17 protein-coding genes are annotated in these 16,224 nt (G+C 72.3%); 10 read left to right on the forward strand and 7 right to left on the reverse strand.

All coding sequences use genetic code 11. The annotated features are described in order from the left end of the window. Positions 1–4 precede the first annotated feature (4 nt). Complete coding sequence (locus NXY84_RS13180; protein WP_258723542.1) at positions 5–286, forward strand: Lrp/AsnC family transcriptional regulator; 282 nt, start codon at positions 5–7, stop codon at positions 284–286. A gap of 99 nt (positions 287–385) precedes the next feature. On the opposite strand, the gene trpD is transcribed toward NXY84_RS13180, so the two are convergent. After that, positions 386–1,432, reverse strand: a complete 1,047-nt coding sequence (gene trpD, locus NXY84_RS13185; RefSeq protein WP_258723543.1) for an anthranilate phosphoribosyltransferase — start codon at positions 1,430–1,432, stop codon at positions 386–388. After that, on the reverse strand, positions 1,429–1,869 hold the full coding sequence (locus NXY84_RS13190) for a hypothetical protein (protein WP_258723544.1): 441 nt from the start codon (positions 1,867–1,869) through the stop codon (positions 1,429–1,431). Before NXY84_RS13190 ends, trpD begins: the two co-directional genes overlap by 4 nt. 273 nt (positions 1,870–2,142) lie before the next feature. Between NXY84_RS13190 and NXY84_RS13195 the strand changes: the two genes are divergently transcribed. The 5 genes from NXY84_RS13195 (at position 2,143) to NXY84_RS13215 (ending at position 7,162) form a co-directional block, all read left to right on the forward strand. Next, entirely contained in the window at positions 2,143–2,742 is a 600-nt protein-coding gene (locus NXY84_RS13195) for a cytochrome c oxidase subunit 3 (RefSeq protein WP_258723545.1), read from the forward strand. A 61-nt stretch (positions 2,743–2,803) separates the two neighbouring features. After that, positions 2,804–3,589 (forward strand): c-type cytochrome, encoded by a 786-nt coding sequence (locus tag NXY84_RS13200; RefSeq protein ID WP_258723546.1) that lies wholly within the window; start codon positions 2,804–2,806, stop codon positions 3,587–3,589. A 2-nt stretch (positions 3,590–3,591) separates the two neighbouring features. Then, positions 3,592–4,626: a ubiquinol-cytochrome c reductase iron-sulfur subunit gene (locus tag NXY84_RS13205; protein ID WP_258727209.1), complete on the forward strand. Its 1,035-nt coding sequence runs from the start codon at positions 3,592–3,594 to the stop codon at positions 4,624–4,626. After that, complete coding sequence (locus tag NXY84_RS13210; RefSeq protein WP_258723547.1) at positions 4,623–6,404, forward strand: cytochrome b; 1,782 nt, start codon at positions 4,623–4,625, stop codon at positions 6,402–6,404. The genes NXY84_RS13205 and NXY84_RS13210 overlap by 4 nt, the downstream gene beginning before the upstream one ends. Positions 6,405–6,535: 131 nt before the next feature. Continuing rightward, on the forward strand, positions 6,536–7,162 hold the full coding sequence (locus tag NXY84_RS13215) for a superoxide dismutase (RefSeq protein WP_258723548.1): 627 nt from the start codon (positions 6,536–6,538) through the stop codon (positions 7,160–7,162). Positions 7,163–7,618: 456 nt separating this feature from the next. On the opposite strand, the gene NXY84_RS13220 is transcribed toward NXY84_RS13215, so the two are convergent. Genes NXY84_RS13220 through coxB form a run of 3 tightly spaced genes read right to left on the reverse strand, consistent with a single transcriptional unit; the run spans position 7,619 to position 10,700 of the window. Next, positions 7,619–8,017 carry a cytochrome c oxidase subunit 4 gene (locus NXY84_RS13220; protein WP_258723549.1) on the reverse strand — a complete coding sequence of 133 codons (399 nt, stop codon included), beginning with the start codon at positions 8,015–8,017 and terminating at the stop codon, positions 7,619–7,621. Continuing rightward, positions 8,014–9,825, reverse strand: a complete 1,812-nt coding sequence (gene ctaD, locus NXY84_RS13225; RefSeq protein ID WP_258723550.1) for a cytochrome c oxidase subunit I — start codon at positions 9,823–9,825, stop codon at positions 8,014–8,016. Before ctaD ends, NXY84_RS13220 begins: the two co-directional genes overlap by 4 nt. After that, positions 9,822–10,700, reverse strand: a complete 879-nt coding sequence (gene coxB / locus NXY84_RS13230) for a cytochrome c oxidase subunit II (protein WP_396126225.1) — start codon at positions 10,698–10,700, stop codon at positions 9,822–9,824. The genes ctaD and coxB overlap by 4 nt, the downstream gene beginning before the upstream one ends. Positions 10,701–10,899: 199 nt before the next feature. Between coxB and NXY84_RS13235 the strand changes: the two genes are divergently transcribed. Both NXY84_RS13235 and NXY84_RS13240 read left to right on the forward strand, forming a co-directional pair. Next, the gene (locus NXY84_RS13235; RefSeq protein ID WP_258723552.1) at positions 10,900–12,123 is read left to right on the forward strand and encodes a cysteine desulfurase family protein; all 1,224 of its coding nucleotides are present in this window, start codon (positions 10,900–10,902) and stop codon (positions 12,121–12,123) included. 89 nt (positions 12,124–12,212) lie between these two features. After that, on the forward strand, positions 12,213–12,440 hold the full coding sequence (locus tag NXY84_RS13240) for a sulfurtransferase TusA family protein (RefSeq protein ID WP_258723553.1): 228 nt from the start codon (positions 12,213–12,215) through the stop codon (positions 12,438–12,440). Between the two features lie 211 nt (positions 12,441–12,651). On the opposite strand, the gene NXY84_RS13245 is transcribed toward NXY84_RS13240, so the two are convergent. Together NXY84_RS13245 and NXY84_RS13250 are read right to left on the reverse strand one after the other, a co-directional pair. Continuing rightward, positions 12,652–13,002: a HesB/IscA family protein gene (locus NXY84_RS13245; RefSeq protein ID WP_034632266.1), complete on the reverse strand. Its 351-nt coding sequence runs from the start codon at positions 13,000–13,002 to the stop codon at positions 12,652–12,654. A 181-nt stretch (positions 13,003–13,183) separates the two neighbouring features. Beyond that, positions 13,184–14,371: a glycerate kinase gene (locus NXY84_RS13250; RefSeq protein ID WP_258723554.1), complete on the reverse strand. Its 1,188-nt coding sequence runs from the start codon at positions 14,369–14,371 to the stop codon at positions 13,184–13,186. Positions 14,372–14,412: 41 nt separating this feature from the next. On the opposite strand from NXY84_RS13250, the gene nadA reads away from it, so the two are divergent. Both nadA and NXY84_RS13260 read left to right on the forward strand, forming a co-directional pair. Further along, a complete protein-coding gene (gene nadA, locus NXY84_RS13255; protein ID WP_258723556.1) occupies positions 14,413–15,627 on the forward strand; it encodes a quinolinate synthase NadA in 1,215 nt (404 codons plus the stop codon). Next, positions 15,624–16,223, forward strand: a complete 600-nt coding sequence (locus NXY84_RS13260; RefSeq protein WP_258723557.1) for a DJ-1/PfpI family protein — start codon at positions 15,624–15,626, stop codon at positions 16,221–16,223. The genes nadA and NXY84_RS13260 overlap by 4 nt, the downstream gene beginning before the upstream one ends. Position 16,224: the final 1 nt, after the last annotated feature.

Below are 16,224 nucleotides of genomic sequence, written 5' to 3' on the forward strand. Positions count from 1 at the left end.
CGGGATGCTGACCGCCATCGTGCTCATCGACACCGACGCCGCCCGCATCCCCGAGGTCGCCGCCGCGATCGCCGACGTCCCCGGCGTGAGCGAGGTCTACTCGGTCACGGGTGAGGTCGACCTCATCGCCCTCGTGCGCGTGCGTGAGCACGAGGCCCTCGCCGACGTGATCGCGGACCAGGTGAGCAAGATCGCGGGGGTGCTGCGCACGCAGACGTACATCGCGTTCCGCGCGTACTCCAAGCACGACCTCGAGCAGGCGTTCGACCTCGGCATCGAGGACTGAGCCGCCGCCCGCCACCGGACCTCGGCGGCCGCGGGGCGGTCACGTCGACTTCCCGTGCACCCTGCAGCGGTCCTCGCGCGTGCGCGTCGCCGGCCGCGCTCAGACCGCCGCGGCCCGCCAGCGCTCGAGGACCGCAGCGGCCGCCCCGTCGTCGACCGAGCGGCGCGCGATCTCCATCCCGGTGCGCAGCCGCTCCACCAGCGAGCCCTCCGCCGTGCCGGGCAGGGTCCCGTCCGCGACGATGCCCGTCGCCGCGTTGAGCAGCACGGTCTCGCGCGAGGGGACCGCCTCGCCCGCGAGCACCTCCCGCACGACACCGGCGTTGAACGCGGCGTCCTCCCCGCGCAGGTCGGCGATCGTGACGGGCACGAGGCCGAGGTCCGCGGCGGGGTCCAGGCGGTGCTCCCCGACCTCGCCGTCACGCACCTCCCAGACCCGGGCCGGGCCGGTCGGCGCGAGCTCGTCGAGCCCGTCGTCGCCGCGGAACACCAGCGCGCTCGACCCCCGTGCCGCGAGCACGCCCGCCACGAGCACCGCCATCCGGGCGTCCGCGACCCCGATCGCGCTCGCGGCCGGCTGCGCCGGGTTGGTGACCGGCCCGAGGAAGTTGAACGCCGTGGCGACACCGAGCTCGCGGCGGACGACCGCCGCGTGCCGCATCGACGGGTGGAAGACCTGCGCGAAGCAGAACGTGATGCCGACCTCGGTCGCGAGCTCGGCCACGCGCTCGACGGGCTGGTCGAGCCGGATCCCGAGCGCCTCGAGCACGTCCGCGGAGCCCGACGACGACGACGCCGCGCGCCCGCCGTGCTTCACGACGCGCAGGCCCGCGCCCGCGATCACGATGGCGGCCATCGTGGAGATGTTGACGGTGTGCGAACGGTCACCGCCGCTGCCGACGATGTCCACCGTCCGCCCGGGCACGGTGAACCGGTGCGCGTTCGCGAGCATGACGTCGGACAGCGCGCGGAACTCCTCGACCGTCTCGCCCTTGCTGCGCAGCCCGACGAGGAACGCGGCGACACGCGCGGGCGAGGCGCTGCCGGCCATGATCTCGCCCATCGCCCACGTGGACTGCTCGCGCGTCAGGTCACGGCCCTGGACGAGCGCCGTGAGCAGGTCGGGCCAGGTGTGCTCCGCGCTCATCCGGCGCTCGCCGCGGCACCGACCAGCTCGGCGACGACGCGCTGCACGTCGATCGGGTCGAGCGGCTGGCTGAGCACGGCGTCGGCCTGCGACCAGGACGCGAGCCACGCGTCCTGGGGCCGGCCGGTGAGGAGCAGGATCGGGGGGCACCGGAAGATCTCGTCCTTGAGCTGCCGGGCGATGCCCATGCCGCCCGCCTTGCCGGCCTCGCCGTCGAGCACGAGGACGTCGAACCCGCCGCCGTCGACGTTGCTCAGGACGGCCGCGGGCGTCGCGACCTCGACCCACGTGATGTCGGGGGCCCCGCGGCGCAGCCGTCGCCCCACGGCCAGCAGCACCTGCTGCCGGGTGTCCACGTCGTCGCTGTAGAGGAGGATCCGGGGGGCGCGCTCGCGCTCGTCCGTCGCGTCAGCTCCGTGCGGGTCGGCCGTGACCATGGTGCGTCCTCATTCGTCGTCGACGTGCGTGCCCCGGCATCTTGGCACGGCGACGGGGCGGTTGTGCAGGTCGGGGACACCGTTCCGCGCGTCGTCCCCGGGGTCGTCGGGACCCCGCTCGGGACCCCCGGAGGACCCCGGAGTCACGATGCTGAGGTGACGCTGTGACATATACCGCTCCCCGCGGGTGGGTCCGACGACCCATGCACGAGCGTCATCAGCCATAATGAACGGGTGTCGACTGCAACGGCTGCCCCTCGCACCGCACCCCACGTGAGCGTGAACCGCCCCAACCCCGTCTCCGTGGGGACGATCGTGTGGCTGGCCAGCGAGCTCATGTTCTTCGCGGGCCTGTTCGCGATGTACTTCACTCTCCGGGCGACGGTGCCCGACGAGTGGGCCGAGCAGACGCAGAAGCTCAACCTGACGTTCGCCGCGATCAACACCGCGATCCTGGTGCTCTCGTCCGTGACGTGCCAGATGGGCGTCTGGGCGGCCGAGCGGTTCCAGCCCGCACGGACCGGGAGGCTGCTCCAGGTCGGGCGCTGGGGCATGAACGAGTGGATGACGCTCACGTACGTCATGGGCGCGATCTTCATCGGCGGCCAGGTCTACGAGTACGCCGAGCTGGTCCACGAGGGCCTCACGATCGCGTCGAGCCCGTACGGCTCGGTCTTCTACCTCACGACCGGGTTCCACGGTCTGCACGTCGTCGGCGGACTCATCGCCTTCCTGTTCCTGCTCGGCCGCTCGTTCGCCGCCAAGCGGTTCGGTCACCACGAGGCGACCACCGCGATCGTGACGTCGTACTACTGGCACTTCGTCGACGTCGTCTGGATCGCGCTGTTCGCGGTCATCTACCTCCTGCGCTGACGCCCCCGGGCAGCGGCGCGCGGTTCCACCCTTCCCCAACGTGCGAGACGAGGATCGATTCGTGAAGGCACTCGCAGCCCGCAGGCACCACCGGTACGCACCGGCCGTGCTGCTCCTGCTGGCGCTGCTGCTCACCGGAGGGCTGTACGCGGTCCTCGCACCGCAGGCGGCCGACGCCGCGCCGGCCGCGGCGGGCAGCGACGACATCGCCACCGGCGAGAAGATCTTCCAGGCCAACTGCGCGACGTGCCACGGCCCGTCGGCGGAGGGCACGGACGCAGCACCGTCGCTCGTGGGCGTCGGAGCGGCCTCGGTCGACTTCCAGGTCGGCACCGGCCGCATGCCGATGCAGGCGAACGGCCCGCAGGCCCCCGCCAAGGAGGTGCAGTTCACCGACGAGCAGATCGAGCAGCTCGCGGCGTTCGTCGCGTCGCTGGGCGCCGGCCCGTCGGTGCCGAGCGAGGAGATGGTGGACCCGGCGCAGGGCGACGTGGCGAACGGCATGGCCCTCTTCCGCACGAACTGCGCGATGTGCCACAACGCCGTCGGCGCGGGCGGCGCGCTCTCCGAGGGCAAGTGGGCCCCGTCGGTCGTCGAGACGTCGCCCCGGCACATCTACGAGGCCATGCTCACCGGCCCGCAGTCGATGCCCGTCTTCAACGACGCGAACCTCTCCCCCGAGGAGAAGCGCGACATCATCGCCTACATCGACGCGCAGCGTGAGCCGTCCCCCGGTGGCATCAAGCTGGGATCGCTCGGCCCCGTCAGCGAGGGCGTGTGGATCTGGCTCGTGGGCATCGGCCTGCTGATCGGTATGTCCGTCTGGATCGGAGCGAGGTCCTCGTGAGCATGCAGCACAACCCGGTTCCCGGGAACACCGAGGCCGTCGAGGTCCACCGTGACGGCGGGCACTACCCGGACCGCTTCGAGAACCCCGGTCTCGAGGAGCACCGCCCGCGTCTGGGCGACGTCGACCCGGCCGCGAGCAAGCGCGCGGAGCGTCAGGTCGTCGCGCTGTTCCTGGTCTCCCTGCTCGGCACGGTCGTCTTCATCGCGGCGTACTTCGTGGTGCCGCTCGGCGACACGCCCGAGACCATGCAGCGCTCGAACCTCTTCCTCGGGCTGGGCCTGTTCCTGAGCCTGTTCGGGATCGGCGCGGCCGCGGTCCACTGGGCCAAGGCGCTCATGAACGACCACGAGCGCGCGGAGGAGCGCCACCCGCAGCGCAGCTCCGACGAGAACCGCGCGGCCGCCATCCAAGCGCTCAAGGACGGTGCCGAGGACTCGGGCATCGGCCGCCGCGGCGTGCTCAAGGGCGCGTTCGCGTCCGCGCTCGCGATCTTCCCGCTCACGATCGTCCTGCCCCTCATCGGTGAGGTCGGCGAGGACTGGGACGTCTCGAAGTTCAAGCACACGTGGTGGAAGAAGGGCACGAAGCTCGCCCTCGACCCGTCTGGCGAGCCGATCAAGGCCGCCGACGTCACCATCGGGTCGGTCTTCCACGTCATCCCCGAGGACCTGCACGAGGCCGAGCACCCGCTCGACGAGAAGGCCAAGGCCGTCGTGCTGCTCATCCGGATGGACCCGCGCGACCTCAAGTCCGAGCAGGGCGAGGGCTGGTCGTACGACGGCATCGTCGCCTTCTCGAAGATCTGCACCCACGTCGGGTGCCCCGTAGCTCTGTACGAGCAGCAGACGCACCACCTGCTCTGCCCGTGCCACCAGTCCACGTTCGACGTGGCCGACGGCGCCAAGGTCGTCTTCGGTCCCGCCAACAGGCCGCTGCCTCAGCTGCCCATCGAGGTCGACGACGAGGGCTACATCGTCGCGCAGTCCGACTTCCACGAGCCTGTCGGTCCGAGCTACTGGGAGCGCCTGAAGTGACCACCACCACCACCCGCACGGGCGCCGCTGCCGGCGCCACCGCGGACTACCTCGACCAGCGGACCGGCATCGGCACCGCGGTCAAGACGTTCGCGCGCAAGATCTTCCCCGACCACTGGTCGTTCCTGCTCGGCGAGATCGCGCTGTTCAGCCTCGTCGTGCTCATCATCTCGGGCGTGTTCCTCACGATGTTCTTCGTGCCGAGCATGGCCGAGACGCACTACGAGGGCCCCTGGGCCGCGATGAACGGCGTGGAGATGTCCGAGGCGTTCGCCTCGACGCTGCGCCTGTCGTTCGAGGTCCGCGGCGGCCTGCTCATGCGCCAGATCCACCACTGGGCGGCGCTGCTGTTCATGGCGGCGATCGTCACGCACATGATGCGTGTGTTCTTCACGGGCGCGTTCCGCAAGCCGCGCGAGATCAACTGGGTCGTCGGCTTCGTCCTGCTGATCCTCGGCCTCGCGGCCGGCTTCTCGGGCTACTCGCTCCCGGACGACGTCCTCTCGGGCAACGGCCTGCGCATCACCGACGGCGTCGTGCGGTCGATCCCGATCATCGGCAGCTACCTGTCGTACTTCATCTTCGGTGGCGAGTTCCCCGGCCAGGACCTGATCCCGCGCCTGTTCACGGTGCACGTCCTGCTCGTGCCGGGCCTCATCCTCGCGCTCGTCGGGCTGCACCTGCTGCTCGTCGTGCTGCACAAGCACACGCAGTACCCGGGCTCGGGCCGCACCGACAACAACGTCGTCGGCTACCCGCTCTTCCCGACGTACACCGCCAAGGCCGGTGGCTTCTTCTTCCTCGTGTTCGCCGTCATCGCGCTGATGGCCGGCACGATGACGATCAACCCGGTCTGGAACTACGGCCCGTACGACCCCTCCCCCGTGTCCGCCGGCGCCCAGCCGGACTGGTACATGCTGTTCCTCGAGGGAGCGCTGCGGCTCATGCCGGGCCAGGGCACCGAGTGGGTCATCGGCGGCTACACGCTGTCGCTCAACGTCCTCATCCCGGCCGTCGTGGTCCCGGGCATCCTGTTCACCGTGCTCGCGGTGTGGCCGTTCGTCGAGGCCGCCGCGACCGGCGACAAGCGCGAGCACCACGTGCTCGACCGCCCGCGCAACGCGCCGTTCCGCACCGCGATGGGCGTCGCGATCCTCACGGCGTTCACCGTCCTGGTCCTCGCCGGGTCGAACGACATCATCGGCGCGCAGTTCTCGATGTCGATCAACGACATCATCGAGGTCTTCCGCGTGCTGTTCTTCGTCCTGCCGGTGCTGGCGTTCTGGATCACCAAGCGCATCTGCCTCGGTCTGCAGCGCAAGGACCGCGAGCTGGTGCTGCACGGGCACGAGACGGGCCGCATCGTCCGGTTCGCGCACGGCGAGTACATCGAGGTCCACCGCCCGCTCGACGAGCACGAGCGCTGGCTGCGCGTGCAGCACGAGCCCCGTCGTCCGCTCGAGATCGAGCCGGCCGAGGACTCGCGCGGCGTGCGCCGCAAGGGCTACGGGCGTGACCGCCTCCGGCAGCGCCTCTCGCGGCTCTTCTACGAGGACCGCGTCGAGCCCGTGACCCCGGCCGAGCTGGCCGCAGCGCACTCGCACGGCGAGCACGACGCCATCGCGGCGCCGGAGCGGAACGAGAGCACCCGCCTCGTCGGCTCCGCGACGGGCGGCTCGGGTTCGCAGGAGGGCTCGGCCATCGGGTCTGTCGGCGGCGGGCAGCACCTCGTCGAACCGGAGACCGGCAACCCCGAGACGGACGCGCGGAATCGCTGAGCCCGCGCAAGAGTTGGTCGTACCGAGAGGGCGCCGCACCCCCAGGGCGCGGCGCCCTCTCGATATGTATCTGACGGAGCACCCGACGACGCCGCGGTCCGCCGCGGCCTGACGCAGGAGAGGCACCACCTATGGCTGACTACACCCTTCCCGAGCTCCCGTACGACTACGCGGCGCTCGAGCCCCACATCTCCGGCAAGATCATGGAGCTGCACCACGACAAGCACCACGCGGCCTACGTCACCGGCGCGAACACCGCGCTGGCCAAGCTCGCGGAGGCCCGCGAGAGCGGCGACCTCGCCGCGGTGAACCTGCACGAGAAGAACCTCGCGTTCAACCTCGGCGGGCACGTCAACCACACGGTCTTCTGGAACAACCTCTCCCCCGAGGGTGGCGGTGCACCCACCGGCGAGCTCGCGGCCGCCATCGACGAGTTCTTCGGCTCGTTCGACGGCTTCCAGAAGCACTTCGCGGCCGTCGCGGCCGGCGTGCAGGGCTCCGGCTGGGCGATCCTCGCGTGGGACTCGATCGGCCAGAAGCTCGTCGTGGGCCAGCTCTACGACCAGCAGAGCAACATCGCCCTGGGCCTCGTCCCGGTGCTCATGCTCGACGTCTGGGAGCACGCGTACTACCTGGACTACCTGAACGTCCGTGCCGACTACATCACGGCCTGGTGGAACATCGTCAACTGGGCCGACGCGGGCGAGCGCCTCGCGCGTGCGCGCACCCAGACGGCGGGACTGATCATCCCCGCCTGAGGTCCTCAGAGCGCCTTCTCCGGCCGGTTCCGGGTCCTCGCGACCTGGCGCCGGCCGGAGCCGTCTCCAGGCCGTCCTGAAGGGCGTCGAGCTCGCGCCGCCGGGGTCGGCTCGGGTGGCCACGGACACGTTCGGCTCACACCAGCCGTCGCCGCTCGCCGCGGCTCCGCTCGCCGGCGACGCAGGGGACGTGGCGCGCGGACGCGAGACGGCCGTGGCGGGCACCGGTCAGTCCCCGCCCCCCTCGCGAGCGCAGGCAGCGCCAGGCGCGCGTCGACCGCTCCGGAAGCGGCGTCGTCGCGACGCGGGCAGACCCGTCGAGGCCGGCACGCGGACTGACGCGCGGACGCACGGCGTCGCGGTCGAGCTCCGAGCATGACGAGAGCGCCGGCACCCCTCGGGGTACCGGCGCTCTCGGTGGAGCCTCGGCGTCAGCGGGCTCGTGCCCGCGCGCCGTCAGTGCGCGTGCTGACCGCGGGAGAACTCGAAGACGAAGCCGACGAGCGCGACCAGCCCGAGGACCGAGCCGAGACCGACCAGCCACCAGCCCATCGCGAGCCCGGCGAAGACGAGGGCGGCCGCGAGGGCGATGGCGAGCGGCCACCAGCTCCACGGGCTGTACACACCCTGGTCGCCGGCGCCCTGCTCGATCTCGCCCAGCGGGTCGTCCTCCGGACGGTCGTCGATGCGCCGCGCCAGGAGCGCGAGGTAACCGCCGATCATCCCGACGAGCCCGCCCACGAGCGGGATGCCGAGCGTGCCGACCGGCTCACCGTCGCTCCACACGGCGTAGACCACGCCGACCGGGACGAAGAACAGGATGCCGTAGAGGAAGAGCTTGGCCTCGAGCTTCACCGGTTGCCCTCCTGGTCCTTCACGTCCGGGAGCACGGTCGTGCTCGACTGCTCGGGCTCACCGGTGCCGTTGCGCACCCGCTCGTCCGCGAGCTCCTTCTGACCGGTGAGGTCGGCCTCACCGAGCAGCTCGTCGAGGACGTTCTGGTCCGGTGCCGCCTGGTCGAGCGCAGCGACCTCGGGGTGGTGCAGGTCGAACGCGGGGCGCTCGGACCGGATGCGCGGCAGCGACGTGAAGTTGTGCCGCGGCGGCGGGCAGCTCGTGGCCCACTCGAGCGAGCCGCCGAAGCCCCACGGGTCGTCGACCGTGACGAGCGGCGCCTTGCGCCAGGTCACGTAGACGTTCCAGAGGAACGGCAGCGTCGAGGCCGCGAGGACCACCGAGCCGACCGTCGAGAGCTGGTTCATCCACGTGAACCCGTCCTCGGGCGAGTAGTCGACGTACCGGCGCGGCATGCCGACGACACCGAGCCAGTGCTGCACGAGGAACGTCATGTGGAAGCCCACGAACAGCAGCCAGAAGTGCACCTTGCCGAGGCGCTCGTCGAGCATGCGGCCCGTGAACTTGGGCCACCAGAAGTAGAAGCCCGCGAACATCATGAACACGACGGTGCCGAACACCACGTAGTGGAAGTGCGCGACGACGAAGTACGTGTCCGAGACGTGGAAGTCCAGGGCGGGGCTCGACAGGATGATGCCCGTCAGGCCGCCGAAGAGGAACGTCACGAGGAACCCGAGCGTCCACAGCATCGGCGTCTCGAACGTGATCTTCCCGCGCCACATCGTGCCGATCCAGTTGAAGAACTTCAGACCGGTCGGGACGGCGATGAGCATCGTCATGAGCGCGAAGAACGGCAGCAGCACCGCGCCGGTGACGTACATGTGGTGCGCCCACACGGTCACGGACAGGGCGGCGATCGCGAAGAACGCGTAGATCAGGCCCTTGTAGCCGAAGATCGGCTTGCGGCTGAAGACCGGGATGATCTCCGAGGCGATGCCGAAGAACGGCAGCGCGATGATGTACACCTCGGGGTGCCCGAAGAACCAGAACAGGTGCTGCCAGAGGATCGCTCCCCCGTTCTCGGGGTTGAACACCTGCGCGTCGAGCCGCCGGTCCGCGCCGAGAGCGAGCAGCGCCGACGCGAGCGGCGGGAACGCCATGAGCACGAGCAGGCTGGTCACGAGGACGCCCCACGTGAACACCGACATCCGGAACATCGTCATGCCGGGTGCGCGCATGCAGACGATCGTGGTGATGAAGTTGACCGCACCGAGGATCGTGCCGAAGCCACCGAGGGCGAGGCCGAAGACCCACAGGTCACCGCCGAGCCCGGGCGAGTACGCCGTCGTCGACAGCGGCGTGTACGCGAACCAGCCGAACGACGCGGCACCCTGCGGCGTGAGGAACCCGCCCACCGCGATGAGTCCGCCGAAGAGATACAGCCAGTACGCGAACATGTTGAGCCGCGGGAACGCGACGTCGGGCGCGCCGATCTGCAGCGGCATGATGATGTTCGCGAAGCCGGCGAACAGAGGCGTCGCGAACAGCAGCAGCATGATCGTGCCGTGCATCGTGAAGAGCTGGTTGTACTGCTCGGGGGTCTGCACGACCTGGATGCCGGGCTCGAACAGCTCGGCGCGGATGAGCAGCGCCATGACGCCGGCGATGCAGAAGAAGACGAACGACGAGATCAGGTACAGGTACCCGATGGTCTTGTGGTCGGTCGACGTCACCCACTTGATGACGGTCCGACCGAGGGTCTGGCGACGCGGCGCCAGACCGGGGATCCGCTCGGCGGTGGCGGTCATGAACCCTGGCTCCTTCTCGTGGGCGTGTCGAGGTCCTGGACGCGGCTGTACTCCAGGCCCAGCTCGCCCGTCTGCCCGCGCTCACGCAGGTCCTCGATGTGCGCGTCGTACTCCTCGCGCTCGACGACCTTGACGTTGAACAGCATCGACGCGTGGTACTCGCCGCACAGCTCGGCGCACTTGCCGGTGTAGTCGCCCACCTCCTGGGGGGTGACCTGGAACTCGTTGGTGAAGCCCGGGATCACGTCGAGCTTGTAGAGGAACGCGGGGATCCAGAACGAGTGGTTGACGTCGCGCGAGTCGAGCTCGAAGCGGACCGTCTCGTCGACCGGCAGGTAGAGCGTGGGCTGCTCGGCGAGGACGCCCGGGTCGCCTATGCCCTGCGCCTGCTGGCCCGTGTCGTACACCTGGTCGTCGACGTAGTTGAAGTCCCAGCTCCACTGCTTGCCGATGACGTGGACCGTCAGGTCGGGCTCCTCGCTGACGTCGGTGATCGCCGACATGTCGCGCGCGGTGTAGTAGAAGAGCACGCCGACCATGATCAGCGGGAGGATCACGTACATGACCTCGAGCGGCACGTGGTAGCGCAGCTGGACCGGCAGCGTGTTGTCGTTCTTGCGCTTGCGGTAGACCGTGATGCACCAGAGCATCAGGCCCCACGTGATGACGCCGACGATGAGCGCGGCGATCCACGAGCCGACCCAGAGGTTCGTGATCCGGCCGGTGTGGTCGGTCACCTCGGCCTCGGAGTCGCCGGGCAGCCAGCCGCGCTGGACCTCGGCGGAGCAGCCCGCCAGGGCGATGGACACGACGGCGACCAGGGTCGCCCACCTCACGGCGGGCCGCTGGTGCCGGCGGGGATTCTGCGAGTGCACGCGGGACCTCTCACTCACGTCCCGGCGGCACGCCGCCGGGTGCTGGCGGAGGTTTCCCGGGACCTTCGTCCTCATTCCCGGGAAGCCTATCGCCTGTGCGGCGCGGATTCGCTCCGACCGAGCCGCATGGCGACGCCGCGTCAGCATCGTGACGGGCCGCAGAAGGGCCTGCTCGGGCCCGGCGCGCTAGCGTGCGCGGGTGACCACGCACGTCGGAGGACCGGCACCGGCCGGTGACCCGCGCCCGGGTGTGACGCATCCCACGTCCGCCGCCCGCGTCTTCCTCGACGCCGGAGGCCGTGCGCCCCTGAGCCGTGCCGCCCGCGCGGCGTTCGACGAGGCGCTCGACCAGGGCTGGGCCGACCCGCGACGGCTGCACGCGGAGGGCCGGCGCGCCCGGCTGCTGCTCGACGGCGCGCGCGAGGCCCTTGCCGCGGCGGTCGGCGCGCGCACCGAGGAGGTCGACCTCGCGCCGTCCCACACCGCGGGCCTGCACGGCGCGGTGCTGTCCGTGGCACGCGGCCGGCGCCGCACCGGCCGCGACGTGGTCGTCGGCGCGACCGAGCGTGCCGCGGTGCTGTCCGTCGCGGAGTTCGCCGCAGCCCAGCCGTGGTCGTCCGCGACGGGCTCGCGCGTCGTGGTGGAGGTCGACCGCGAGGGGCGCGTCGACGTCGAGGCCTACCGGTCCGCGCTCCGCTCCCCCGGTGTCGCGCTCGCGGCGCTGCAGCACGCGAACGGCGAGGTCGGCACCGTGCAGCCGGTCGAGGCGGTGCACGAGGCCGCGCACGCGGCGGGCGTGCCGCTCCTGGTCGACGCGGGCGCGAGCCTGGGGCACGTGGCGGTCCCCGACGCGTGGGACGTGCTCGCCGCCGATCCCGGCGACTGGGGCGGCCCGGCGGGCCTGGGGGTGGTCGTCACGCGCGCGGGGGTGCGGCGCGCGCCGGTCTGGCCGGAGGACGAGGACCGCTGGTTCCCGGGCGGCGTGAGCGTGCCGGCCGCGCTGTCCGCGGCGGTGGCGCTGCAGTCGGCCCTCGCGGAGCGTGCGGCGCAGGACGCGCGGCGCCGCACGCTGGTCGACCGGGTACGGGCACGGGTCGCGGCCGAGGTCCCCGACGTCGAGGTCGTGGGCGCCCGGGAGGCGCGGCTCCCGCACGTCGTGACGTTCTCGTGCCTCTACGTCGACGGCGAGGCGCTCGTCACCGAGCTCGACCGGCTCGGGTTCGCCGTCGGCTCGGGCTCCGCGTGCACGTCGAGCGCGCTCGAGCCGAGCCACGTGCTCGCCGCGATGGGCGTGCTCACGCACGGCAACGTGCGGCTCGCGCTCCCCGTGGACGTGACGGACGACGACGTCGAGCGGTTCCTCGCGGTGCTGCCCGGCGCGGTGGCCCGGGTCCGCGCGGTGCTCGGCGTCGAGGGGCTCTGAGCCCGGTGGCCGAGGTCGAGCCGCCGGAACGGCCGGAGGACGACCGGCCGGACGCTGCGGGTCCTCCCACGCACGCTCGTCACGACGGCGTGGTGGTCGACGCCCGCGGGCTGCGCTGCCCGATCCCCGTGATCCGCCTCGCCCGCGCGGCCCGTGACGCGGCACCCGGCGCGGTGCTCACGGTGCTCTCGACGGACCCGGCGGCGCGGCACGACGTCCCGGCGTGGGCGCGGCTGCGCGGGCACGCGGTCGTCGCGTCCCGCGAGGAGCCCGAGGGCGCGCTCGCGATCAGCGTGCGGGTGGGGCCGGCGGACTGACTCCGCGACGCACGACGCCCCTCGGGTGCGCGGCCCGCGACGGGGTGCAGCCGGCGGGCGGCGCCCGGTCGACGACCGGGTGCGCAGCCCACGCCGGCCGCCCGGCCGGCGAGCGGGTGGGCCGTCGCCGACGGGCGGGGACGCAGCAGGGCCCGGCACCCCTCGGGTGCCGGGCCCTGCGACGTCAACGGTGGAGCTGCGAGCCGTCGGCTCAGCCGAACGAGCCGCCGCACGCGCACGAGCTGCCCGCGTTCGGGTTGTCGATCGTGAAGCCCTGCTTCTCGATGGTGTCGGCGAAGTCGATCGTCGCGCCGTCGAGGTACGGGACGCTCATGCGGTCCACGACGACCTCGACGCCGTCGTAGTCCTTGAGGGCGTCGCCGTCGAGCACGCGCTCGTCGAAGTAGAGCTGGTAGATCAGGCCCGAGCAGCCGCCGGGCTGGACGGCGACGCGCAGACGCAGGTCGTCGCGCCCCTCCTGCTCGAGCAGGCTGCGGACCTTGCCCGCGGCGACGTCGGTGAGGAGGACGCCGTGCGTCGCGGTCTCGGTGGTCTCGCTCATTGGTTGCTCCCGTGCCTCGAGGAAAGGTCGAGTGGTGCTCAGCACTCTCGTCAGCGTCGTCAACAGCCCGGCGCCGCGTCTTGTTCCCTCAGCGTACGCCGCGGTGCGGAGCCCTCCTGCGCACGCCCTGCGTGACGCGCACGGCACGGACGCTCGACGTCGCAGGCCTCGGGCCCGGCTGTCAGCGCGCCCAGGTCCGCGCGACCCGCTCGACCCGGCGCCCGAGGGTCCCGGCGGGGTCCGCGAGCGACTCCCGGACCTGCTCGGGCGTCTCGGCGACCGCGTACGCGGCGGCGATCCCCGCGGCGCCCCACTCACGGCGCCCGACGTCCACCTGCCCCGCGAGCACGACCGTGGGCACCGCGAGCGGCAGCGCACGCGCGGCGACCGCGGCGACGACCTTGCCGTGCAGCGACTGCCAGTCGAACCGGCCCTCGCCCGTGAGCACCACGTCGACGTCCGCGATGCGCTCACCGAGCCCGACCGCGTCGGCCACGAGCGCCGAGCCCGGCAGCAGGCGCGCGCCGAGGAGCGCGAGCCCGAAGCCGAGGCCGCCGGCCGCTCCCGCGCCGGGCTGCGCGGCGAGCCGGGTCACCGGCGCCGACGCCCGGGCGCCCGCGAGCAGGTCGGGCCGGACGGACCCGGCGAGCGCCCCGACCGCGACGTGCGCGAAGTGCCCGAGGGCGCGCTCGAGCTCCTGGGCCTGCACCGGGGTCGCGCCCTTCTGCGCCGCGAAGCCCGCGCTCGCGCCGTGCAGCCCGAGCAGGGGCACGTCGACGTCGTACGCGCCGACGAGCTCGACACCGGCCAGTCCCGAGCGGACGTCCGCGAGCGCGTCGAGGTCCTCGGCGAGGACGTCGCCGAGCTCACCACCGCCACGCCCGAGCGGCGACGGCGGGCCGCCGACACCGAGCGCGGCGAGCATCCCGGCACCCGCGTCGTTGGTCGCGGAGCCGCCGAGCCCGACGACCACGCGCCGGACACCGGTCGCGACCGCGGCGCGCAGCAGCTCCCCGACGCCGTACGTGCTGGTCACCGCCGGGTCCCGCCGCCCGGGCGGGACGAGCGCGAGGCCCGCGGCGTGCGCCGACTCGACGTACGCCGTCCCCGGACCGCCGTCCGCGCCGGCGACCACGAGCACCGCGGCCGGGACCGGCTCGCCGAGCGGCGAACGGACGGTCACCGAGAGCATCTCGCCACCGAGGCTCGCGCGCAGCGTCGCGAGGAAGCCGGGGCCACCGTCGGACAACGGGCACACGCGCACGTCCGACCCCGGGACGGCGCGCAACCAGCCGTCACGGAGCACGGTCGCGGCCTCCTGGGCCGTGAGGGTCCCGCCGAAGTCGTCGGGGGCGATCAGCACGCGCACGCCGCCGATCCTGTCACGGCGCGCTGTGGGAAGATCGCGCCGTGACCCTCACGACACCGCCGCAGGACACCACGTTCACGGAGCCCGCCCCGTCGGCGCTGCTGCTCCTCGGGCGCGGGGTCGACCTCGCCTCCGAGCGCGGCGTCGAGTGCGTCGGGTCGCTGCCGGCCGCGAGCGACCCCGACCTCGTCGAGCGCGCGCACGCGGCCCGCGCCGCCCTCGGCGACCGCGCGTTCGTGCTCGGCCACCACTACCAGCGCGACGAGGTGATCGACCTCGCGGACGTCACCGGGGACTCGTTCAAGCTCGCGCGCGAGGCGGCGGCCCGCCCGGAGGCCGAGTTCATCGTGTTCTGCGGCGTGCACTTCATGGCCGAGTCGGCGGACATCCTCACGTCCGACGCCCAGCAGGTCGTGCTCCCGGACCTCGCGGCGGGCTGCTCGATGGCGGACATGGCGGCGATCGACCAGGTCGAGGACGCGTGGGACGTGCTGGTCGAGGCGGGCGTCGCGGAGGACACCGTCCCCGTGACGTACATGAACTCCACGGCGGCGATCAAGGCGTTCACCGGGCGCCACGGCGGCACGGTCTGCACGTCGTCGAACGCGCACGTCGCGCTGCGCTGGGCGTTCGACAAGGTCGGCGGCGTCGAGGGCACGGGCAAGGTCCTGTTCATGCCCGACCAGCACCTCGGCCGCAACACCGCGGTGAACCAGCTCGGGCTCTCGCTCGACGACTGCGTGGTGTTCGACCCGCGCCGGCCGAACGGCGGGCTCACCGCCCAGCAGCTCAAGGACGCGCGGATGATCCTGTGGCGCGGGCACTGCTCGGTGCACGGCCGCTTCTCCGAGCGCAACGTCACCGACATCCGGGCGGCGGTCCCCGGCGTCCACGTCCTGGTGCACCCCGAGTGCAAGCACGAGGTCGTGACCGCGGCGGACATGGTCGGCTCGACGGAGTACATCATCCAGGCGCTCGCCGCGGCGGAGCCGGGGTCGTCGTGGGCGATCGGCACCGAGCTCAACCTGGTCCGGCGCCTGGCTCGCGCGCACGCCGACAAGCAGGTGCACTACCTCGACTCGACGGTGTGCTTCTGCTCGACGATGAACCGCATCGACCTGCCGCACCTCGTGTGGACGCTGGAGTCGCTCGTGGCCGGCCGGGTCGTCAACCGCATCGTCGTCGACGCGGACGACGCCCACTGGGCCCGGGTCGCGCTCGACCAGATGCTCGCGCTGCCGGGGTACGGCGCATGAGCACGCAGAGCCCGGTGCGGGTCGGGGTGTTCGTGTTCGACGACGCCGAGGAGCTCGACGTCGTCGGGCCCTACGAGGTGCTCGCGTGGTGGGCGCAGCACTCCGAGCTCAAGCCCGAGGTCGTGACGTTCTCCCGCGACGGGAACGGGGTGCGCTGCGCGAAGGGCCTGCGCCTCGTCCCCGACCGCTCGGCCGAGGACGTCGGACCGCTGCACGTCGTCGTCCACCCCGGCGGCAAGGGCACGCGCCTGCTCGCGAAGGACTCCGAGCACCTCGCGTGGGTCCGGCAGCTGCGGTCCACGACCGCGCTCATGACCAGCGTGTGCACCGGCGCGCTCGTGTACGCCGCGGCGGGCCTGCTCTCCGGCCGCCCGGCGACGACGTACTGGGGCGCGCTCGACGAGCTCGCGCAGCTCGACCCGACGGTGCTCATCGACGCCGACGCGCGCTTCGTGGACGACGGCGACGTCGTCACGTCCGCGGGCGTGTCCGCGGGCATCGACATGGCGCTGCACCTCGTGGCCCGGCTCGAGTCGGTGGACGAGGCGCGCGCGGTGCGCCGCGGGATCCAGTACGACCCCGCTCCCCCGGTCTGAC

The organism is Cellulomonas sp. NS3 (assembly GCF_024757985.1).
GTDB lineage: Bacteria > Actinomycetota > Actinomycetes > Actinomycetales > Cellulomonadaceae > Cellulomonas_A.